Raw genomic sequence first — 20,011 nt, 5'->3', positions numbered from 1 at the left:
GCGGCCCCGGCCGGGGGGGGGGGTTTCGGGGGGGCCGGGGGGGGGGGGGCGGGGGGGGGGGGGGGGCTTCGGGGTGGTGATCTTGAGGTCCAGGATCAGTTCCGTGCCGTCCGGGGTGCTCAGGCGGAGGTGGTAGGTGCCCGGGGGCACGTCCTTGGTGAGCAGCTCCGGCAGGGCGATCTTGCCGTCGGCGGTGGTCTTGGGCAGCGCCAGGGTGAACAGCTTCGCGCCGTCCTTGCCCGCGAAGTACGGGCCCTTCGCCGTCTTCGGGTCCACCGGGGCCCAGTCGCCCGGCTTGCCCTCGACCAGCGTGGCCGTCACCTGCGTACCGGCCACGGGCTTGCCGCCCGCGGCCGCCAGGAACTCCAGGCCCTCGACGGCCGTGCCGGCGGCGGCCTCCACCGGGGTGCTGCCGTCGGTGCGGGTGAGCACCAGCGGCTTCGCCTTCTCGGTGACCTTGCCGGGCAGCGCGACCGTGAACTGGCTCTTCGCGTCGTAGGCCGTGGCCCGCAGCGTGAAGGTGCCCGCCGTGCCGCCCGCCTTCAGCCGGGGGGCGGTGGCGATGCCCTCGGCGTCCGTACGGACGACCACGCTCGGCTCGTCGCCGAAGACGAAGCCCGTGCCGCCGGTGGTGTCCTGCTCGACGGCGAAGACGACGGCCTGCCCGGCGGCCGGCTTGCCGTCGCTGAGCACCGCCTTGAAGCGGACGCCCTCCGCGAAGAGGCCCCCGGTCTCGGCCTCCAGCTTCGCGTCGCCGATCCGCTCCAGCTTGGCGAGGGTCGCGGGCGCCGGGGTCGGCTTCGACGGCTCGCTCGGCGTCGGAGTCGGGGTGGGCGTCGGCTTCGGGGTCGGCGTGGGGTTCGGCTTCGGGGCCGACGGGTTCGGCGACGGGACGTGCGGCGGCTGCGGGGTGGGCAGGCTCGGCGTGGGCGGCGTCGGGTAGGTGCCGACCGGCGGGTTCGGGATGCCGGTGGTGCCGTCCTGGTACTGGCGCATGTAGCCGAGCACGGTGTTCACGTACTCGCGCGAGCTGTTGTAGCTGAGGATCGCGCGGTCCAGTTCGGCCGGGACCGACAGGTCCTTGCCGCCCGAGCAGAGGTAGAGGCCCGCGCCGAGCGCGGCGTCGTAGATGTTGTTCGCGTCGCGCTGGCCGTCGCCGTTGCCGTCGGCCTTCCAGTCCTTCCAGGTGGAGGGGATGAACTGGAGCGGGCCGAAGGCGCGGTCGTACTCGGTGTCGCCGTCCCACTCGCCCTTGTCGGTGTCGGTGATCTTCGCGAAGCCGTTGCCGTCGAGGCGGGGCCCGCGGATCGGCCGCTCGGTGGTGCCGTCGGCCTTGAGCCCGTAGCCGGAGGCGTGGACGGACTCGACCCGGCCTATGCCGGCGACCAGGGCCCAGGAGAGGTTGCACTTGGGCAGGGCCGCGGCGACCGCGACCTCGGCCCGCTTGTAGGCGTCGAGGGCGGTCGCGGGTATGCCGGACGCCCCCTCGCCGGCGACGGCGCCGCCACCGGCGGCGGGCGGCACCACCGGGTCGGCGAGCGGGTTAGGAAGGTCGAGCCGGGCGTCGCCGCGGTCGGCGGCCTGCGGGCTGTCCGGGGTCGGTTCGGCTTCTCCCGCGCCGGCGACCGGAGTGTTGGTCACGACGGCGGCGGTGGTCAGGCTGGCCGCGAGTGCGGCCGTGCACAGGACCTTGCGCGAGGTGTTGACTACATGACGGTGAAGCGGCTTCACAGTGCGGCGATCCCCCCAAGGCGGCCGGCGAAGGCGTCGGCTGGTCGAGCCGTGATTCTTCTGTCTATCAGGTATTCGGATACGACTCGCCGCCACCCCCTCACATATGACGCACCATTCGTCTCGGCTTCACCCGGTTGTGGCTCAGGACGTCCAGCGTGCCTCGTCCGGTCCTCGGCCGGGCCGTGAACCGCCGTCCCTGGTACGTTCGCCGCTCCCCTGCCCGCGCAGATCCCGAAGGTCCCCCCATGAGCACTCCCCCGCCCAATCCGTACTCCGGCGCTCCGGTTCCCCCCAACCCGTACTCCGGAGCTCCGTCCGGCCCCAACCCGTACGCGCAGCAGCCGCAGCCGCAGCCCGGCGCGGGCGTCCCGCCGCAGCAGCCTCCGTACGGGGCCCAGCAGCCCCAACAGCCCCCGTACGCACAGCAGCCGCAGCACCCGCAGTACGCCCAGCACCCCCAGCAGCAGCCCCCGTACGCGGGCCCGCACCCGGGCGCCCCGTACGCCATGGCGCCCGCGGCCGGGTGCCGCAACTGCGGGGCTCCCGACGCGGTGAACTTCGCGGTCCGGGCCCACGTCGGCGTGCTGGTGCTGATGCGCTTCCACCGCCTCGACGGCCCCTTCTGCCGCCGCTGCGGGCGGGCGCTGGTCCGGATCATGACCACGAAGACGCTGTGCCAGGGCTGGTGGAGCCCCCTCTCGCTGGTGCTGTTCACCCCGTTCACCCTGATATGGAACCTGATCGCGGCCGCCAAGTTCGCCAAGCTCCCGCTCTCGGAGCCCGCGCCCGGACGCCAGCCGCTGGACGAGGGCCCGCCGGTGCACGCCCGGCCGCTCGCCTACGTGGCGATCCTGCCCCTGCTCTGGGCGGTCTGGGTCATCACCCACATCATCGCGGACCTGAGCTGACCCGCGCCGCCCCTTCACAACCCCGCCCCGCACCCCTACCCTGACGCCCCGTCAGATCCATTGCCGGATCCAGCCGCCAGGGGGCACGCCATGCTGCTGCGAGGGAAGACCGTCATCGTCTCCGGGGTGGGGGCCGGGCTCGGCCACCAGGTGGCCGCGGCCGTGGTGCGCGACGGCGGCAACGCCGTGCTCGGCGCGCGGACCGAGGCGAACCTCGCCAAGTCCGCCGCCGAGATCGACCCGGACGGCACCCACACCGCCCACCGGACGACCGACATCACCGACGAGTCCCAGTGCGAGGCCCTCGCCGCGCTCGCCCGGGACCGTTTCGGCGGGGTCGACGCCGTCGTGCACGTCGCCGCCTGGGACTCGTACTTCGGCGGCCTGCGGGACGCCGACTTCGGGACCTGGCAGCAGATCCTCGACGTCAACCTGCTCGGCACCCTGCGCATGACCCGCGCCTGCCTGCCCGCCTTCAAGGCGGGCGGCGGCGGTTCGGTCGTCATCATCGGCACGCAGTCCGCCATCGCCGCGCCGAACGAGGTGCAGCAGGCCGCCTACGCCGCCTCCAAGGGGGCGCTGACCTCCGCCATGTACTCCATGGCCCGCGAGCTCGGCCCGGACCGGATCCGCGTCAACACCGTGCTGCCCGGCTGGATGTGGGGGCCGCCCGTGCAGGCGTTCGTCACCTTCACCGCGCACACCGAGGGCGTTCCCGAGGCCGAGGTGCAGGCCCGGCTCACCGAGCGGATGGCCCTGCCCGACCTCGCCACCGACGGGGACGTCGCCGACGCCGCCGTCTTCCTCGCCTCCGACCGGGCGCGGGCGATAACCGGCCAGTCGCTGCTGGTCAACGCCGGTGAGCTGATGCGATGACGCCTCTCGCGGACCGGACCCCTGATCGTATGCTCGCCGTATGACCACTCCGAGTGACGCTCCGACCGACAACGCGATGCGCCGCGCGCTCCGGCGGGCACGCGACGGCGTCGCGCTCGACGCGACCGAGGCGGCCGTACTGCTCCAGGCGCGCGGTGAGGCCCTCGCGGACCTCACCGCCTCCGCCGCCCGCGTGAGGGACTCCGGGCTCGCCGCCGCCGGCCGGGCCGGAGTCATCACGTACTCGAAGAGCGTGTTCATCCCCCTGACCCGGCTGTGCCGCGACAAGTGCCACTACTGCACCTTCGCCACCGTCCCCGGCAAGCTCCGCCGCGCGGGCCACGGGATGTTCATGTCCCCGGACGAGGTCCTCGACGTGGCCCGCAAGGGCGCCGCGCTCGGCTGCAAGGAAGCGCTGATCACCCTCGGGGACAAGCCCGAGGACCGCTGGCCCGAGGCGCGGGAGTGGCTGGAGGCGCACGGCTACGACGACACCATCTCCTACGTACGGGCCATCTCGATCCGCATCCTGGAGGAGACGGGCCTCCTCCCCCACCTCAACCCGGGCGTCATGTCCTGGGCCGACTTCCAGCGGCTCAAGCCGGTCGCCCCGTCCATGGGGATGATGCTGGAGACCACCGCGACCCGGCTGTGGTCCGAGCCGGGCGGCCCGCACCACGGTTCCCCCGACAAGGAACCGGCCGTCCGGCTGCGGGTCCTGGAGGACGCCGGGCGTTCCTCGGTGCCCTTCACCTCGGGGCTGCTGATCGGCATCGGCGAGACGTACGGGGAGCGCGCCGAGTCGCTGTTCGCGCTGCGCCGGATCGCCCGCGCCTACCACGGCATCCAGGAGCTGATCATCCAGAACTTCCGCGCCAAGCCGGACACGGCGATGCGCGGGATGCCGGACGCCGAGCTGGACGACCTCGTCGCCACGATCGCCGTCGCCCGGCACATCATGGGCCCCTCCGCCTGTCTCCAGGCGCCGCCGAACCTGGTCGACGGGGAGTACGGGCGGCTGATCGGCGCGGGCATCGACGACTGGGGCGGCGTCTCGCCGCTGACCCCGGACCACGTCAACCCCGAGCGGCCCTGGCCCCAGATCGACACGCTGGCCGAGCGGTCCGCGGCGGCCGGTTTCGAGCTGCGCGAACGGCTCTGCGTGTACCCGGAGTTCATCCAGCGCGGCGAGCCGTGGCTGGACCCCCGGCTGCTGCCGCACGTACGGGCCCTCGCCGACCCCGAGACGGGGCTCGCCAACGAGGCGGCGACGGTCGAGGGACACCCGTGGCAGGAGCCCGACGAGGGGCTCGGCTCCTACGGGCGCACCGAACTGCACGCCACCATCGACACCGAGGGCCGCACCGGCGACCGCCGCGAGGACTTCGACCACGTCTACGGCGACTGGGAGGCCCTGCGCGAGGCCGCGGCCCCCGGCATGGTCCCGCAGCGCCTCGACACCGACGTACGGGCGGCCCTGGCGCGGGCGGCCGACGATCCGACGGAGCTCACCGACGAGCAGGCCCTGGCCCTGCTGCACGCGGACGGCCCGGCGCTGGACGCCCTGTGCCGGATCGCGGACGACCTGCGCAGGTCGGTGGTGGGCGACGAGGTCACGTACATCGTCACCCGCAACATCAACTTCACCAACGTCTGTTACACCGGCTGCCGGTTCTGTGCCTTCGCGCAGCGCCGTACGGACGCCGACGCCTACACCCTCTCCCTGGACCAGGTCGCGGACCGCGCGGCCCAGGCGTGGGAGGTGGGCGCGGTCGAGGTGTGCATGCAGGGCGGCATCCACCCGGACCTGCCCGGGACGGCGTACTTCGACATCGCGCGGGCGGTGAAGAAGCGCGTCCCCGGCATGCACGTGCACGCCTTCTCGCCGATGGAGGTCGTCAACGGCGCCACCCGCACGGGAATGTCGGTACGGGACTGGCTGACGGCCGCCAAGGAGGCCGGGCTGGACTCGATCCCGGGCACGGCGGCGGAGATCCTGGACGACGAGGTGCGCTGGGTCCTGACCAAGGGCAAGCTGCCGACGGCGGACTGGACCGAGGTGATCAGCACGGCGCACGAGCTCGGCATCCGCTCCTCGTCCACCATGATGTACGGGCACGTGGACCAGCCGCGGCACTGGCTGGGCCACTTCCGCACGCTGGCCCGGATCCAGGAGTCGGCGCTGGAGAAGGGCGTCGCCGGGTTCACGGAGTTCGTGACGCTCCCCTTCATCCACACCAACGCCCCGGTGTACCTGGCGGGCATCGCCCGCCCCGGGCCGACGGCGCGCGACAACCGGGCGGTCACGGCGATGGCCCGGCTGCTGCTGCACCCGCACATCCCGAACATCCAGACCAGCTGGGTCAAGCTGGGGTCGGACGGCGCGGCCGAGATGCTCCGGTCCGGCGCGAACGACCTGGGCGGGACCCTGATGGAGGAGACCATCTCGCGGATGGCGGGGTCGAGTTACGGCTCGTACAAGTCGGTACGGGACCTGGTCGCGGTCGCCGAGGCGGCCGGGCGGCCCGCGAAGGCCCGGACGACCCTGTACGGGGAGGTCCCGGCGGAGCGCCAGGAGGCGGCCCGCGCCTCGGACGGGCACCTGCCGCAGCTGCTGCCGGTCCTGGATCGGTAACGGCCGGAGCGGCCCGGCCGGTGGGAGTTCCGGCCGGGCCGCTCGTGGGGGCTCGGGTCAAGCTCGGGGCAGCTCGGGTCAGCCGACCAGGAGGTCGTCCTTCAGCTCGCGCAGCTCGCGCGAGTCGATGCCGAGACCGTTCTTCAGGTAGCGGTCGAAGGTGCCGTACTTGGCCTTGAGCTCGTCGTAGCCGGAGTTCAGGTACTCGGGGCGGACGTCCAGCATCGGCTTGTAGACGGCGGCCTGCGCGGCCGGGAGGTGCGAGAGCACCGCGTCGTTGGCGGCCTTGCGGTAGTCGTTGGAGGCGAGGTAATCGGCCATCACGGTGTCCTGCGGGACGCCGAGGGCGGTCAGCAGGGTGGCGTTGGCCCAGCCCGTGCGGTCCTTGCCGGCGGTGCAGTGGAAGAGGACGGCGCGGTTGCGGTCCCGCTCGATGCCCTCGAAGACCTGCGTGTACGCCTTCTTGCCGCCGTCGCCGCTGACCATGGCCTTTTCTGCCTCGACCATGGCCTTGACGGCCTCGTCGGGGGTCTTGGGCAGGGTCTGGAAGGAGCCGGAGCCCGCGAAGACGTCGGCGACGACGTAGGTGGCGCCCGCGGGGACCTTGTCGGCGTCCTTGGTGCGCTCGTCCTGCATGCGCAGGTCGAAGACCGTCTTGACGCGCAGCCGCTGGAGCTTGGCCAGGTCGTTGGCGGTGAGCTTGTTCAGAGCGTCGGAGCGGTAGATCTCGCCCATCTTGACCCACTGGCCGTTGGTGGTGCGGTAGCCGCCCGCGTCGCGGAAGTTGGCCGTGCCCTCCAGCGTGATCAGGCGGTCGGCCAGGCGCAGGCCCTCGCCGCGCTCCGGCTTGAAGTCGAACCACTGGCGGTCGGCGGCGGGCAGCCCCTTGACCACGGCCTGGCCCTGGGCGCCGCCCTTGGCGACGACCTTGCCGTTCGCCTTGATCTCGACGCGCTTGGTGCCCTGGGCGGCCCACTTCAGGGTGAACGAACCGTCGGCGCCCGCGGTGACGGTGGCCTCGGTGAAGGGGATGGCGGAGCGGCCCTGGCCGTGGCCGTTCCAGGGGAGGTGCCAGCCGGATTCGGCACCGGAGGCGGAGGCGGCGGGGGCCACGACCAGGGAGGCGGTGAGTGCGGAGGCGACGACGGTCGCGGCGAGGATTGCCTTCTTCATGACGTCGAGGCTGTGGGCGGCCGGAGAACGCCGTGTGAACGAGGCATGGCCGAAACCGACCGGCTCGAAGGCGAGTGGCAAAACGTGCCACATGCTGGGACGGTGGCCGGAACCGTTCGCGATCCGGCCGTTCTCCGGTCACTTAAGGGCACCGTGACGGAGTCCTTCCGGAATCGACCGAACCTGTCCACTAAAGTGCGCGCGAGAACCTGGGGGGATGGGCATGGACACGACGATCACGCCGGATACGGGCGCTGCTACAGGCGCTGCTACGGGCGCCGCGGGGGCGGCACCGGAGTCCGCGAGCGCTGCGGCCGGCCCGTCGGCGGGTACGCCCGCGGGCCCCTCGACAGGTACCCACGCGGGCCTGGCCACCGCCCTGTGGGGCCGCGCCGAGCAGCAGGACTTCCGCAGCCGCGTGCGCGGCACGCTCCTCGGATCCGCCCTCGGCGACGCCCTCGGCGCGCCCCTCGCCGGTCTCTCCCTCGACGCGATCCGCGAGGCCCACGGCCCGGCGGGCCTGACCGATCCGGCCACCGCCCACGGCCGCCGCGCCACCGTCACCGCCGCCACGCAGCTGACCCTGTTCACCGTGGACGGCTTGATACGGGCCCACGTGCGCCGGGACACCGGCGGCTGGCACCCGCCGACCGACGTCCACCGCGCCTACCTCCGCTGGGCCGCGACCCAGCACGACTGGGGCCCCGACGAGCGCCGCGAGGACGACGGCTGGCTCGCCCGCGAGGAGTGGCTCTACGCCCGGCGCGGCCCGGACCGGGCCTGCCTGACCGGCTTCGCCGACGCCACCCTCGGCACTCCGGCGCAGCCGAAGAACCCCACCGCCCTCGACGCGGCCGCCACCGTCCGCTCGGCCCCCTTCGGGCTGCTCGTCGGCTGGGAGCCCGCCCTGGTGCTCCAACTGGCCGTCGAGTGCGCCACCCAGAGCCACGGCCACCCCACCGCGTACCTGTCGGCGGGCGCCCTCGCCGTGATCGTCCACGCGCTGACCCGGGGCGAATCCCTGGACGCCGCGATCCAGCGGGCCCTCGGCCTGCTCGGCACCCGGCCCGGCCACCAGCCCGTCACCGACGCCCTCCGGCGCGCGGTCGGCGCCGTCACCCGGGGCACGCCCGGGCCCGCCGCCGTCGAGGCCGTCGCCGACGGCCGCGACGACGCCTCGGACGCCCTGGCCGTCGCCGTGTACTGCGCTCTCGTCGCGGAGGACGTCGCGCACGGGCTGCGGCTCGCCGTCAACCACGGCGGGGACTCCACCGCCACCGGCGCCCTGTGCGGGGCCCTGCTCGGCGCCCTGCACGGGGAAACGGCCCTGCCCGCCGCCTGGCTGGCCGGCCTGGAGGGCCGCGCCACGGTCCTGGAACTCGCCGACGACTTCGCCCTGGAGATGACCCAGGGCCCCACCCTCCACGGCCCCTCGGTCTCCTCCCCGTCCTGGCTGACCCGCTACCCGCTCCCACCGGCCTGACCCCGGCGCCGCCCCGGCGCCGCCGGGGCGCGGCGCGCCCTGCCGTCCTGGCGCGGAACGCCGTAGCTTGGCCCTCCCCACGACTCGGAGGTGCCCTCGCCCATGCGGATCGCCACGACCATCTTCCTCACCGACCGCACCGTCTCCCCCACCCGCCTCGCCCACGCCCTGGAGGAGCGCGGGTTCTCCGGCCTCTACCTGCCCGAGCACACCCACATCCCCGTCAGCCGCGCCACCGACGCCCCCATGGGCGGCGAGCTCCCGGAGATGTACGGCCGCACCCTCGACCCCTTCGTCGCCCTCGGGCAGGCCGCCGCCGTCACCGAACGCCTCCACCTCGGCACCGGCATCACCCTGGTCGCGCAGCACGACCCGATCGGCCTCGCCAAGCAGGCCGCGACCCTGGACCACCTCAGCGGCGGCCGCGTCACCCTCGGCATCGGCTACGGCTGGAACGTGGAGGAGGCCGCCGACCACGGCGTCGAGTGGGCCACCCGGCGCGAACGGGTCCGCGACCACATGGCGTTGATGCGCGCCCTGTGGTCCCCGCAGCCCACCGGCTACGAGGGCGCGTACGGCTCCGTCCATCCGAGCGCCGCCCACCCCAAGCCGGTGCAGCCCCCGCGCGAACTCGCCCCCGGACGGCCCCTGTACGGCCCGCGCACGCTGATCGGCGGCTCGGCCGGCCCGAAGCTGTTCGCCGCCATCGCCGACCACGCCGACGGCTGGCTCCCCATCGGCGGACGCGGCCTGACCGAGTCGGTGCCGGTCCTGCGGCAGGCCTGGGAGGCCGCCGGGCGCGATCCGAAGACCCTCCAGGTGGTCCCGTACGCCGTCCAGCCGAACCCGGGGAAGCTGGGCCACTACGCCGAACTCGGCCTGGAGGAGGTCGTCCTCCAGCTCCCCTCGGCCCGGGAGGCGGAGGTGCTGCGGGCCCTGGACGACTTCGCCCAGTACCTCTGACGACCCCGGCGGCTGGTAATTTGGCGCGTTCCGATTTCGATCAACTCGCCTTCCCAGGGGGACTTTCCCGTGCTCAACCACCTGCGCCTGTCCGTAGCCGCCGCCACCGGCATCGCCGCCGTCCTCACCCTGACCGGCTGCGGCAGCGACTCCTCCCCCGCCGCCGCCGACAAGAAGCCGTCCGACGGCGTCGTCGCCCCGGCCCCCGCCGCCAGCCCCTCGGCGGGCGGCGCGGGCGGCGCGGCGAAGGCCGGCACCCTGGAGGGCGGCTGGGTCTCCCTGCAGAACCCCGCCAAGGGTGTCGTCCTCACCGTCAAGGGCCAGACGGCGTTCGTCGTCGAGGCCGCCACCGGCCTGACCTGCGAGGGCACCAGCAACGGCTCGGCCCTCGACCTGAAGTGCCCGGCGGGCGCGACCCGTTCGAAGGGCAAGGTCGACTCCGTCGACGCCACCACCCTGAAGGTCACCTGGGAGGGCCCGGCCGGCACGGACACCTTCCAGCGCAGCGAGGCCGGCAAGCTCCCCTCCCTCCCGGCCCTCCCCACCAAGAAGTAACCCCGCCCCGCCCCCGCCTGCCCACCGCGGCCGGGGGCGGTTCCGTAGGGTGGCGCGCAGGGACGGCCCGACGGGGGGATGCCGGTATGCCGGGTCAGCGCAAGCGGAAGGCGCAGCGCCGCAGGGAGTCCGACGCGAGGTGGGCGGCCCGGTCGGCCGGGCGGTGGGAACGCCGCTTCTCGACGCAGGACCAGGACGAGTTCAGGGCGTACGTCCGCGAGCTGCTGCGGACCGGCATCCGCGCCGAGGACGTCCGGCTGGACACCCTGTGCGGCCGCCTGACCCACCCGACGAGCCACGTGGTCAGCGTGTGGGTGCCTGAGGACGCAGGGTCGCCACGCGAGGGCATCGCGAGGGAATGACAGGACGCGGGAATCACTCCCTCATGCTGTACTCCACACCCCGCCTCCAGCCGGTCGACCTCCGGGTCCTCGAACAGCTCGAAGGCCTGCGCGCACACCTGCGCGACGCGGTAGAGCAGACACCCGTGAAGCGGACCCAGGACCTGCGCAAGGCCCTGACGGCGAGCGCGATCGCCGCGTCGAACACGATCGAGGGCTACCGGGTCGACGCGAAGGACGTCGCCGACCTGATGGACGGCGAACGCGAAGTCGACGCCAGCGAAGAGAACAAGGCCGAGACCCTCGCCTACCAGCAGGCGATGACCTACATCCAGTCCCTCCACGACGCCCCCGACTTCCGCTACGGCAAGGGGCTGCTCAACGCCCTGCACTGGATGCTGCAGGGCCACCACCACCCGGGCAGGACCGCCGGCCAATGGCGCAAGACGTCGATCCGCATCACCGCCCCCGGCGACGAACTCGCCACCGACTACGACGGCCCCGACCGTGAACTCGTCCCCGCGCTGATGACCGAGCTGGTCGACTGGCTCAACGAGGGCGACCTCGACAGCCACTTCCTGATCCGGGCCGCGATGGCGCACCTGAACCTGGCGAAGATCCACCCCTGGTCGGACGGCAACGGCCGCATGTCCCGTTCACTCCAGACCCTGCTGATCGCACGCGGCGGCGTACTCGCTCCGGAGTTCTCCTCCATCGAGGAGTGGCTCGGGATGCCGGGCCACACCTGGGAGTACTACCAGGTCCTGCGGACGGTCGGCGGGCCGGTGTACTCGCCGGAGCGGGACACCCTCCCCTGGATCAAGTTCAACCTCCGCGCGTACCACGAGCAGGCCCAGCGGGTTCAGCACCGGGTCAACCGGTCCAACCAGTGCTGGATGGAACTCCTCGATGCCGCGGAAGCCGCCGGTATCAGCGAACGACAGGTCACCGCCCTGCACGAAGTGGCCATCACGGGCCGAGTGCGCCGCTCGAGGTACGAGCGGGCAGAGGCGATCAACACCCAGCAGGCGACCCGGGACCTCCAAGCCCTCACGAAGGCCGGCGTGCTCACCGCGGTCGGCCAGACCAAGGGCCGCCACTACATCGCCGGGCCCCGCTTCCCGCGGAACGCCCTGGACACCGCGAAGCGCCCCCACCGGATCGTCGACCCGTACACGGAGTAGATCCTGCCCTCCCGCCGCGCTACGGAGCCGGTGGGCGGATGCGGCGGGGCAGTTCGGCCCAGACCGTTTTGCCGATGACGCGGTCCGTGACGCCCCAGTCGGTGGCGAGGGCGTCCACGATCCGCAGCCCGTACCCCGACCCGGCGCGGTGGTCCGCCGGCCGCACCACCGGCCGCCGGTCACTGCGGGCATCGGACACCTCCACCCGCAGCACCCCGCCCAGCAGCGTCATCCGCAGCTCGAAGTCCCGCCCGGGCACGCGCCCGTGCATGACGGCGTTGGCCGCCAGCTCCGCCACGAGCAGCCCGGCATCGGCGGACAGGGGCGTGCCCTCGGGCACCCCCCAGTCGTGCAGCTCCACGAGCGCCAGCTGCCGTGCGAGCCGGGCTCCGCGGCGGGTGCAGCTGAAACGCTGAGTGAACACGCGTACGAGGGTCCGGGCGGGGCCGGAGGGTGCGGTCATGAGGAGAACATCCCTTGCGGGGAGGGGAGTTCCCAGCAAGGCGACTACTACTTCCAAAGAGTAGTAGCCCACGCTCTGGACAGGCGCGGTCACCGATCGTGAGCATTGCTCCCGGAGGTGACCGTGATGACGGCTGACGCGAAGAGCAGCAACGACGGTGCCAAGACGAAGGAGGCCGAACCACCGGACCCGGACCTCAAGAACTTCGGCGACACGCTTAAGGCCTTCCGCAAGCGCGCGGGCCTGACGCAGGAACAGTTCCGCGTACTGGTGGGCTACTCGGTCCAGTACGTGGCCTCGGTGGAACAGGGCCGCCGACATCCGTCCGTGAAGTTCGTGACCAAGGCGGACGAGATCCTGGACACCTTCGGCGTCCTCCAGATCGCCGCCCGGCAGATGAAACGCAGGCGCGGTCTGGCGTCCTGGTTCAGGCGGTGGGCGGAGCTGGAGGAAGCGGCGATCGTCCTCCATACGTACGAATGCCGAGTGGTGCCGGGGCTGCTACAGACCGAGGCCTACGCCCGGGCCCAGATCGAGAACGTTCCGCCCATGCCCACGGCCCGGGAGGCGGAGGACCGGATAGAGGGGCGACTGGAACGGCAGCAGCTGCTGTACCGCACCCCGTACATCACCTTCAGCTTCATCATCGAGCAAACGGTGATCGAGCGGCAGACGGGTGGCCCGGAAGTGACGCGTGAGCTGATCGACCACCTGCTGGAATGCGCCCGGCTGCCCAATGTGGACCTCCAGATCATGCCGACGGTGAGCACCCAACACGCTGGTACCGATGGCCCCTTCCAGCTACTGGAATCGCGGGAGCACGAGTGGTGGGGCTATAGCGAAGGACAGAAGACCGGACGGGTCATCTCCGACCCGAAAGCCATCAGCGACCTCCACCAGCGGTATGCCAAACTTCGCATCCAGGCCCTCAATCCTGCTGACAGCATGGGCCTGTTGAAGCGAATGCGAGGATCCCTGTGAACAGCTCCCAGCTCCGGTGGTTCAAGAGCAGCTACAGCGGTAGTGAGGGTGACAGCTGCGTCGAGGTCGCCCTCTCCTGGCACAAGTCCACGTACAGCGGCAGTCAGGGCGACAGCTGCGTCGAGGTCGCCACCTGTGCCGACACCGTCCACATCCGGGACTCCAAGCTCACCGTGAGCCCCGAGCTCGCGGTCGGGGCGGCGACCTGGACCGCGTTCCTCGGCGGGCTCGGCGCCTAGTACGGGCTACTCCAGCACCACGGAGTCCCCGACCCGGGCGGTTCCGGGGTTCACGACCCTGGCGAGCATGTCGAGCCGGTTCTCGTGGGCTCTGGCGATGGTCCTCAGGACCAGCGGCGAGTGCGGAAGGTCCTGTTGGGCCTGGTTGGTCATCACGCACCGCTCGCTGGAGCGCACGAACTCGACGCACAGACCGTCGCCCGTGCGCGCCTTGCGTCCGGTCCATTCGTCCTCGACGAACGGCGGGGTGCCGGGCGGGGTGCGCAGGAGGACGTTCGGCCGGAAGCGGCGTTCGTCGATCGGGACGTCGGGTATCTCCGCGCGGATCCAGTCGAGGGTGGCGGTGGTGAGCACGCTGAGCGGCAGCTGGTCGAAGTGCGAGATGTCGCCCTCGCGGGCCAGCTCGACGTCGTCGCGCCCGAGGTAGGTGCGGAGGTAGGCCGTGGGGTCGGCGACCGGCCGGCCGTGCGGGTCGATCAGTTCCGGCTGCCCGCAGCCCTGGGGGTAGCGGGAGCCGAGGTGCAGCAGGCCGTCCATGCGGCGGAAGCGCCGGGTGTTCTTGCCCGACCCGAACTTGCCCTGGCCGTCGCGCACCGCGTAGAGCCGGTCTCCGACCAGCCCGCGCTCGTCGACCTCGGCGCTGCGGAGCCGCTCGCCGCCGGTCGACTTGATCGGGTACCGCCACAGCCGTTCGATCACACCCACGATGTCCGTCACCGGCGTGACGGTAATTCACGGCGGCGGAACCGGCCCCGGCGCGTCCGTCCCGGGGGCCGGACGCCAGAAGCGCCCGTCGGGCAGGGCCTGACGGGCGCCGAGGAAGTACTCGGCACCGCGCTGGAACCGGACACCCGGCACGGCGGCGCGTACGCGGTCCCAGATGCCCGGCGCCACGCGGTACTCGCCCGCCACCATCCAGGGGTCGTCACCCAGCACGAAGAGGTGGCGGATCTCCAGGAACTGGTCCCGCGTGAGGGACACGGACTCGACCATCTCCTCGTCCGCGTCGCCGAAGCCGGTCAGGTCCCAGACGAGGTTGTACCCGTCGGCGAATGGATAGTCGCTGCTCACGGCCTCAAGCTAGGCGCCCCTCCCGGACACCCGCACCTGCTTTTCACACCGAGTGCGAGGTCGGGCGGGGTCGCTACGGCGTGTTCGTGAAGGAGCGCCGGTACGAGCGGGGCGGCACTCCCCGGCGGCGCACGAACTGTTCGCGCAGGACGGCCGCGCTCCCGTATCCGACGCGGCGGGCGATCTCCTCGACCGGCAGGTCCGTGGTCTCCAGGAGCTCCTCCGCGCTGCCCAGGCGCAGGCCGCGCAGCCAGGCGTGGGGGGTGGTGCCGGTCGCGGCGGTGAAGCGGCGGGCGAAGGAGCGTTTGCTCATCATGGCCCGCCGGGCCAGTTCCGCGACGGGGAGCGGCTGGTGGAGGTTCTCGCGGGCCCACCCGAGCACCTCGGCGAGACGCTCGTCGCGGCAGTCCTCGGGGACGGGGGCGGCGAGGTACTGCGCCTGCCCGCCGTCGCGGTGGGAGGGCAGCACCACGTCCCGGGCGACGGCGTTGGCCATCGCGGCTCCGTGCTCCCGCCTCAGCAGGTGCAGGCAGAGGTCGAAGCCCGCGGCGGCTCCCGCGCCCGTGAGGACGCGGCCTTCGTCGATGTAGAGGGCGTCGGGTTCGACGGTGACGTCTGGGTGGCGGCGGGCGAGCAGTTCGGCGAACCGCCAGTGGGTGGTCGCCCGTCGGCCGTCGAGCAGTCCGGCGGCGGCGAGCGCGAAGGCACCGACGCAGTGGGCCGCGACCACGGAGCCGCGCTCGTGTGCGGCCGACAGCGCGTCGAGGACGGCGGGAGCGGGCGGGGTGCGGAAGTCGGCCCATGGCAGGGCGATCACCAGGTCGGCGGCGGCGAGCCGGTCCAGGCCGTGCGTGATGGTGAGCGGCACGCCGAGGTCGGTGGGGACCGGCCCGGGCCGCTCGGCGCACAGGGCGAAGTCGAACCCGGGCAGTTGCTGGCCGTGCGGGCCGAAGACCTCGGTGACGATGCCGACGGCGAGCATGCCGACTCCGGGCGGGGCGTACGCGGCGACGGTCGCAAAGGGAGGCACCCGTGCAGTGTGGCAGCTGTGGCAGCAATCCCGCGATCAGTGGCAAAGGTGCCACTCGTGCGCGACCGGCCCGGCCGGAAGGATGGGGGCCATGACAGACGCACCGATCGGCCGCAGCGCCGTGTACACGATCCTGACCACCGGATACGTCGGCTCCACCGGCCCCGGGGTCGCCGCCACCGTCTCCTACGTCTCCGACGCCGGCCGGCATGTGATCTTCGACCCGGGCATGGTGGCGCATCGCGACAACATCCTCGGCCCGCTCATGGAGCTGGGGCTCGGACCCGAGGACATCACCGACGTGGTGCTCAGCCACCACCACCCGGACAACACCATGAACGTGGGCCTGTTCGAACGGGCCCGGGTGCACGACCACAAGGTCGAGTACCTGGGCGACCAGTGGCGGAACCGGGATGCGGAGGGTTACGAACTCACCCCGTCGCTACGGCTGATCCGCACCCCGGGCCACAGCGTCGAGGACATCACGCTGCTGGCGGGCACGGACTCGGGCGTGGTCGCCTTCGCCGGCGACCTGTGGTGGCACGCGGACGGCCCGGCGGACGATCCGGTGGCCCCCGACCGCGAGGTGTTGCGCGCCTCCCGGCTCCGGGTGCTGGCCGCCGCGGATCTGATCGTGCCCGGCCATGGCGGCCCGTTCAGGGGCGACGACACCACGCCGCGCTAGCCGCTCCGTCCGGCCCGGCGGCCCGTGCGCGGGCGGGGGCGCGGGTCACCGTTCGGCCTGGGGGGCGGTCTCGGGCGAGTAGAGGAAGGAGAAGCGCTCCATGACGTTCTGGCGCCGGGTGTTGTGGAAGGCGGCGATGCGCCAGACGCCGTCGGTGTCGCGGACGAGGGTGTACGTCTGGACCTTGGAGAGCTCGGCGGGCCCGGGCCTGGCTCCGGTGTAGTCGTCGCCGCGGCCGGTGAGGAGGACGACGTCCTTGCCGAGGAAGCGCATGTCCAGGTAACTGGCGGCGAGCTTGGTGCCCTTGACGAAGTCCCCGAAGAGGGCGCGGTGGCCTTCGGCGATGTCGGCGCGGCCCTCGTAGTGGGTGCCGACGTAGGTGGTGTAGGTGGCGTTCTCGGTGAACTGGCGGCCGTACGCGTCCGCGTCCCCGGCCCCCCAGGCGGCGGTGAGGGCGTCGAGGGTGGCGCAGACGGCTTCGCCGTCGCGGCGGTCGGCGCCGGCCGGGATGACGTCGGCGCAGCTTTCGGCGCCCGTGCGGCGGACACCGGAGGTGGTGTCGAGGTAGAGGTAGGCGGCGCCCGCGCCGAGGGCGAGGACGGCGGCGGCGACGAGGGCGGCGCGCTTGACGGTCTTCTTGTTCATGGCGGTACCTCTCGGTCGGATTGGTTAGACTGGTGCAATAACTGCACGCATGCATTATCTGCACACGTGCAGATAATAGGCAAGGGGAGAGGGACGGGTCTGCGATGACGGAACGGGACGAACAGCGGGCGGTCTTCCGGGAGTACGTCGACGCGGTCGGGCTGCACGGCATGGCGGGCGCGGAGGCGGCGGGCCTCCAGGCGTCCGAGTGGTACGCGCTCAGCCGGATCACCCTCGCCGGCGGCCTGACCTCCGGCGAGCTGGCGGCCGGTACGGGGCTGACGACGGGCGCCACGACGCGGCTGATCGACCGGCTGGAGCGCGCCGGGTACGTACGCCGCACCGCCGACCCGGCCGACCGGCGCAAGGTCGTGGTCGAGGCCGTGCCGGACGCGCTGGCGGGGGTGGAGGCCGCCGTGGGGCCGGCGCGGAGGCGGATCGCGGAGGTGCTGGCCGAGTACACGCCGGAGCAGCGGGACCTGCTGTTCGACTACTTCCGACGGGCGGCCCCGGCCTTCCGCGAGGCGACGGAGACGATCCGCACGGCCACGCACGAGCGCAAGGGGCGCTAGGGGCGCAAGGGGCGGCGGGGGCGGGGCCCGCGCCTCTCCGGCGGGCCCCCCGACCCGACCCGTCCCGGACCCGAGTCGTAATCTCCCCGCATGATCGATGCACACACCCATGTCCGGGTCGCGCGGCCCTCGTTCGACCTGGAGGCCGCCGAGCGGTTCTACGTGGAGGGGCTCGGGCTGGACGTCCTGTGGCGGACCCCCGGGCACGTGCCCGGGGAGCACGACCTCGTGATGGTCGGCCCGGCGGGAGGCGGGTGGCACTTCGAGCTGACCCGGGACCCGGAGAAGCCGCTCGCGCCCACCCCCACCGTGGACGACCTGTTCGTGGTCTACCTCGGCCAGGCCCCCGACGAGGCCCTCGTACGGCGGCTCGTGGACTGCGGCGGGACCCGCGTGAGCTCCCACAACCCGTACTGGGACGAGTTCGGCGTCACCGTCGCCGACCCCGACGGCTACCGGCTCGTGCTCTGCTCCCGCACCTGGGGCTGAGCCGGCGGCGGGTGGCGGTCGGGCCGGCCCGCCGGCTGGGGTCAGCCGACCTTCGGGGCCTTGGGGAGTCCGGCGCCCAGCGCGGTCCCGGCGCCCGTGAGGGAGGAGCCGGAGGCGCTGCCCGCCGCCTGGGCGGTCACGCCGACGGCGGTCTTGGTGTCCTTCACGGCCTGCCCGGGGTGGCCGGCGATGTCGCCGACGCGCTTGGCGATCGGCGCCACCGAGGGCCCGTCCCCTCCGGCGGCGTGCGCGACGGCGGGCGTGAGGACGAGTGCGGCGCCACCGGACAGCAGCAGGGCGGCAAGGGTGCGCTTCATGGCAGTCATGCCGGGTCCAACGACCCCGCCACGCGTCGGGTTACCCCCCGGGTCAGTCCTCGACGACCAGGGCCGGGGTGGACTTCGTCAGGATTTCGCCGCGGAAGAAGGCCGGGCTGCGGCGTTCCGTGACGAACATGATGACCAGGCCGAGGGCCAGGAGGCCGACGCCGATGACGAAGACGCTGCCCACGCCGAGGCCGGGGATGGTGGAGCCGGAGCCGTAGGAGGGGTCCCAGGCGTCGGTCAGGGTCTTGAAGAAGACCGCGGCGAGGAGCAGGCCGCCCAGGACCGGGAAGACGCCCTTGAAGAACAGGTCCCGGGCGGAGCGGCGCAGGTCGCCGCGGAAGTACCAGGCGCAGGCGAAGGCCGTGAGCGAGTAGTAGAAGCAGATCATCAGGCCGAGCGCGAAGATCGTGTCGGTCAGGACGTTCTCGCTGACCAGGGTCATCACCGTGTAGAACGCGCCGGTCGCGACGCCCGCCATGACGGTGGCGCGGCCCGGGGTCTTGAACTTCGGGTGGACCCGGGCGTAGGAGGCGGGCAGGGCCTCGTACGTGGACATGGCCAGGACCGTGCGGGCCACCGGGATGAAGGTGGTCTGCAGGGAGGCGGTGGCCGAGGCGAGGACGGCGACGAAGAGCAGGATGCCGAGCATCGGGCCCATGACCGGGCCGGCGAGGGCGGCGAAGACGTTGCCGGAGGTCTCCGGGTTGCCGAGGCCGAGGCCGGAGGTGCCGGAGCCGACGGCCATCTGGGCGGCGATGCCGGTGGCCAGGTACGAGCCGACCAGGACGACCATCGCGATGAGCGAGGCCCGGCCGGGGGTCTTGGCGGAGCCGGTGGTCTCCTCGTTGGTGGCCAGGCAGGCGTCCCAGCCCCAGTACATGAAGATCGAGAGGGAGAGCCCGGCGGTGAAGGAGCCCATGGAGCCGACCGCGAAGGGGTTCATCCACTCCCAGGAGAAGTCCAGGCCGGTGTCGAAGGTGCCGGCGGAGGCCTTCTGGAGGGCCATCGCGACGAAGAGGCCGAGGACCGCGAGCTGGAGGCCGACGAGGGTGTACTGGACGCCCTTGGTGGCGGTCATGCCGCGGTAGCTGATGGCGGTGGCGACGGCGATCAGGGTGAGACAGGTGGCGATGTGGACGAGTTTGTTTTCGTCCAGGGCGGCGATCGACGGATTGTTCGTGATCTCGCCCGCGAGCAGCCAGAAGTAGGACGTGGCGACCCCGGCCAGGTTGGACAGCACGATGATCGTGGCGATCACCAGGCCCCAGCCGCACATCCAGCCGATCCGCGGGCCGAAGGCCTTGACGGTCCAGGTGAAGGAGGTGCCGCAGTCCGGCACGGCCTTGTTGAGCTCGCGGTAGGCGAAGGCCACCAGGAGCATCGGGAGGAAGCCGGCCAGGAAGACGGCCGGCATGTGGACGCCGACCTCGCCGGCGGTGGAGCCGAGGGTCGAGGTCAGGCAGTAGACGGGGGCGACGGTGGAGATGCCGATGACGGCGCTGCCCACCAGGCCGACGGACCCCTTGCCGAGGCCCTTGCCGCGCACGTCGCCGTCGCCGCCCTCGCCGCCGGCGACGCCGTTCACCGTGTCTCCGACCCGAGGCCGAACGTCCAGCTGTGTCATGGGTCAGGACGTTAGAGGCTGCGTTTTCCATATC

22 protein-coding genes are annotated in these 20,011 nt (G+C 72.5%); 13 read left to right on the top strand and 9 right to left on the bottom strand.

The window, feature by feature from the left end; translation table 11 throughout:
- On the bottom strand, positions 1-1,731 hold a 1,731-nt coding region (locus tag ACFV0Q_RS08065; protein ID WP_385002201.1), incomplete at its 3' end, for a hypothetical protein.
- Positions 1,732-1,979: 248 nt separating this feature from the next.
- Between ACFV0Q_RS08065 and ACFV0Q_RS08060 the strand changes: the two genes are divergently transcribed.
- The 3 genes from ACFV0Q_RS08060 to ACFV0Q_RS08050 all read left to right on the top strand — a co-directional run bounded on the left by ACFV0Q_RS08060 (position 1,980) and on the right by ACFV0Q_RS08050 (position 6,153).
- Positions 1,980-2,642, top strand: a complete 663-nt coding sequence (locus ACFV0Q_RS08060; RefSeq protein ID WP_385002198.1) for a hypothetical protein — start codon at positions 1,980-1,982, stop codon at positions 2,640-2,642.
- A 90-nt stretch (positions 2,643-2,732) separates the two neighbouring features.
- On the top strand, positions 2,733-3,518 hold the full coding sequence (locus tag ACFV0Q_RS08055) for an SDR family oxidoreductase (RefSeq protein WP_385002195.1): 786 nt from the start codon (positions 2,733-2,735) through the stop codon (positions 3,516-3,518).
- A 40-nt stretch (positions 3,519-3,558) separates the two neighbouring features.
- Positions 3,559-6,153 carry a bifunctional FO biosynthesis protein CofGH gene (locus tag ACFV0Q_RS08050; RefSeq protein ID WP_385002192.1) on the top strand — a complete coding sequence of 865 codons (2,595 nt, stop codon included), beginning with the start codon at positions 3,559-3,561 and terminating at the stop codon, positions 6,151-6,153.
- Positions 6,154-6,231: 78 nt separating this feature from the next.
- On the opposite strand, the gene ACFV0Q_RS08045 is transcribed toward ACFV0Q_RS08050, so the two are convergent.
- Positions 6,232-7,326 carry a tyrosine-protein phosphatase gene (locus ACFV0Q_RS08045; RefSeq protein WP_385002189.1) on the bottom strand — a complete coding sequence of 365 codons (1,095 nt, stop codon included), beginning with the start codon at positions 7,324-7,326 and terminating at the stop codon, positions 6,232-6,234.
- Between the two features lie 223 nt (positions 7,327-7,549).
- On the opposite strand from ACFV0Q_RS08045, the gene ACFV0Q_RS08040 reads away from it, so the two are divergent.
- The 5 genes from ACFV0Q_RS08040 (at position 7,550) to ACFV0Q_RS08020 (ending at position 11,852) form a co-directional block, all read left to right on the top strand.
- Entirely contained in the window at positions 7,550-8,809 is a 1,260-nt protein-coding gene (locus tag ACFV0Q_RS08040) for an ADP-ribosylglycohydrolase family protein (RefSeq protein WP_385002186.1), read from the top strand.
- A gap of 102 nt (positions 8,810-8,911) precedes the next feature.
- Positions 8,912-9,772, top strand: coding sequence for a TIGR03619 family F420-dependent LLM class oxidoreductase (locus tag ACFV0Q_RS08035; RefSeq protein WP_385002183.1), 861 nt, complete (start codon positions 8,912-8,914; stop codon positions 9,770-9,772).
- A gap of 69 nt (positions 9,773-9,841) precedes the next feature.
- Positions 9,842-10,327, top strand: coding sequence for a hypothetical protein (locus tag ACFV0Q_RS08030; protein ID WP_385002180.1), 486 nt, complete (start codon positions 9,842-9,844; stop codon positions 10,325-10,327).
- A gap of 86 nt (positions 10,328-10,413) precedes the next feature.
- The gene (locus ACFV0Q_RS08025; RefSeq protein WP_385002177.1) at positions 10,414-10,689 is read left to right on the top strand and encodes a hypothetical protein; all 276 of its coding nucleotides are present in this window, start codon (positions 10,414-10,416) and stop codon (positions 10,687-10,689) included.
- 23 nt (positions 10,690-10,712) lie between these two features.
- A complete protein-coding gene (locus tag ACFV0Q_RS08020) occupies positions 10,713-11,852 on the top strand; it encodes a Fic family protein (RefSeq protein WP_385002174.1) in 1,140 nt (379 codons plus the stop codon).
- 19 nt (positions 11,853-11,871) lie between these two features.
- Here ACFV0Q_RS08020 and ACFV0Q_RS08015 read toward each other — a convergent pair whose 3' ends face one another.
- A complete protein-coding gene (locus ACFV0Q_RS08015; protein WP_385002171.1) occupies positions 11,872-12,315 on the bottom strand; it encodes an ATP-binding protein in 444 nt (147 codons plus the stop codon).
- Between the two features lie 126 nt (positions 12,316-12,441).
- Here ACFV0Q_RS08015 and ACFV0Q_RS08010 point away from each other — a divergent pair, with 126 nt between their 5' ends.
- Both ACFV0Q_RS08010 and ACFV0Q_RS08005 read left to right on the top strand, forming a co-directional pair.
- On the top strand, positions 12,442-13,296 hold the full coding sequence (locus ACFV0Q_RS08010) for a Scr1 family TA system antitoxin-like transcriptional regulator (RefSeq protein ID WP_385002168.1): 855 nt from the start codon (positions 12,442-12,444) through the stop codon (positions 13,294-13,296).
- Positions 13,293-13,535, top strand: a complete 243-nt coding sequence (locus ACFV0Q_RS08005) for a DUF397 domain-containing protein (RefSeq protein WP_385002165.1) — start codon at positions 13,293-13,295, stop codon at positions 13,533-13,535. Before ACFV0Q_RS08010 ends, ACFV0Q_RS08005 begins: the two co-directional genes overlap by 4 nt.
- A gap of 6 nt (positions 13,536-13,541) precedes the next feature.
- Here the strand turns inward: ACFV0Q_RS08005 and ACFV0Q_RS08000 are convergent, their stop codons facing one another.
- The 3 genes from ACFV0Q_RS08000 to ACFV0Q_RS07990 all read right to left on the bottom strand — a co-directional run bounded on the left by ACFV0Q_RS08000 (position 13,542) and on the right by ACFV0Q_RS07990 (position 15,588).
- Positions 13,542-14,252: an MOSC domain-containing protein gene (locus ACFV0Q_RS08000; RefSeq protein ID WP_385002162.1), complete on the bottom strand. Its 711-nt coding sequence runs from the start codon at positions 14,250-14,252 to the stop codon at positions 13,542-13,544.
- A 15-nt stretch (positions 14,253-14,267) separates the two neighbouring features.
- On the bottom strand, positions 14,268-14,606 hold the full coding sequence (locus tag ACFV0Q_RS07995) for a hypothetical protein (RefSeq protein ID WP_385002159.1): 339 nt from the start codon (positions 14,604-14,606) through the stop codon (positions 14,268-14,270).
- A gap of 73 nt (positions 14,607-14,679) precedes the next feature.
- A complete protein-coding gene (locus ACFV0Q_RS07990; protein WP_385002213.1) occupies positions 14,680-15,588 on the bottom strand; it encodes a GlxA family transcriptional regulator in 909 nt (302 codons plus the stop codon).
- 139 nt (positions 15,589-15,727) lie between these two features.
- On the opposite strand from ACFV0Q_RS07990, the gene ACFV0Q_RS07985 reads away from it, so the two are divergent.
- Positions 15,728-16,321: an MBL fold metallo-hydrolase gene (locus ACFV0Q_RS07985; protein WP_385002156.1), complete on the top strand. Its 594-nt coding sequence runs from the start codon at positions 15,728-15,730 to the stop codon at positions 16,319-16,321.
- 45 nt (positions 16,322-16,366) lie between these two features.
- Here ACFV0Q_RS07985 and ACFV0Q_RS07980 read toward each other — a convergent pair whose 3' ends face one another.
- Positions 16,367-16,966 carry an SgcJ/EcaC family oxidoreductase gene (locus tag ACFV0Q_RS07980; protein WP_385002153.1) on the bottom strand — a complete coding sequence of 200 codons (600 nt, stop codon included), beginning with the start codon at positions 16,964-16,966 and terminating at the stop codon, positions 16,367-16,369.
- 104 nt (positions 16,967-17,070) lie between these two features.
- Between ACFV0Q_RS07980 and ACFV0Q_RS07975 the strand changes: the two genes are divergently transcribed.
- Entirely contained in the window at positions 17,071-17,538 is a 468-nt protein-coding gene (locus tag ACFV0Q_RS07975) for a MarR family winged helix-turn-helix transcriptional regulator (RefSeq protein WP_385002150.1), read from the top strand.
- A gap of 90 nt (positions 17,539-17,628) precedes the next feature.
- Positions 17,629-18,027, top strand: coding sequence for a VOC family protein (locus ACFV0Q_RS07970; protein ID WP_385002147.1), 399 nt, complete (start codon positions 17,629-17,631; stop codon positions 18,025-18,027).
- Positions 18,028-18,068: 41 nt separating this feature from the next.
- Here ACFV0Q_RS07970 and ACFV0Q_RS07965 read toward each other — a convergent pair whose 3' ends face one another.
- Positions 18,069-18,353, bottom strand: a complete 285-nt coding sequence (locus tag ACFV0Q_RS07965; RefSeq protein ID WP_385002144.1) for a hypothetical protein — start codon at positions 18,351-18,353, stop codon at positions 18,069-18,071.
- Positions 18,354-18,396: 43 nt separating this feature from the next.
- A complete protein-coding gene (locus tag ACFV0Q_RS07960) occupies positions 18,397-19,977 on the bottom strand; it encodes an APC family permease (RefSeq protein WP_385002141.1) in 1,581 nt (526 codons plus the stop codon).
- Positions 19,978-20,011: the final 34 nt, after the last annotated feature.

The organism is Streptomyces sp. NPDC059564, assembly GCF_042735575.1.
Lineage (GTDB): Bacteria > Actinomycetota > Actinomycetes > Streptomycetales > Streptomycetaceae > Streptomyces.
Note: the sequence above shows the minus strand (reverse complement) of the source record. Positions and strands in the feature narration are given on the sequence as shown.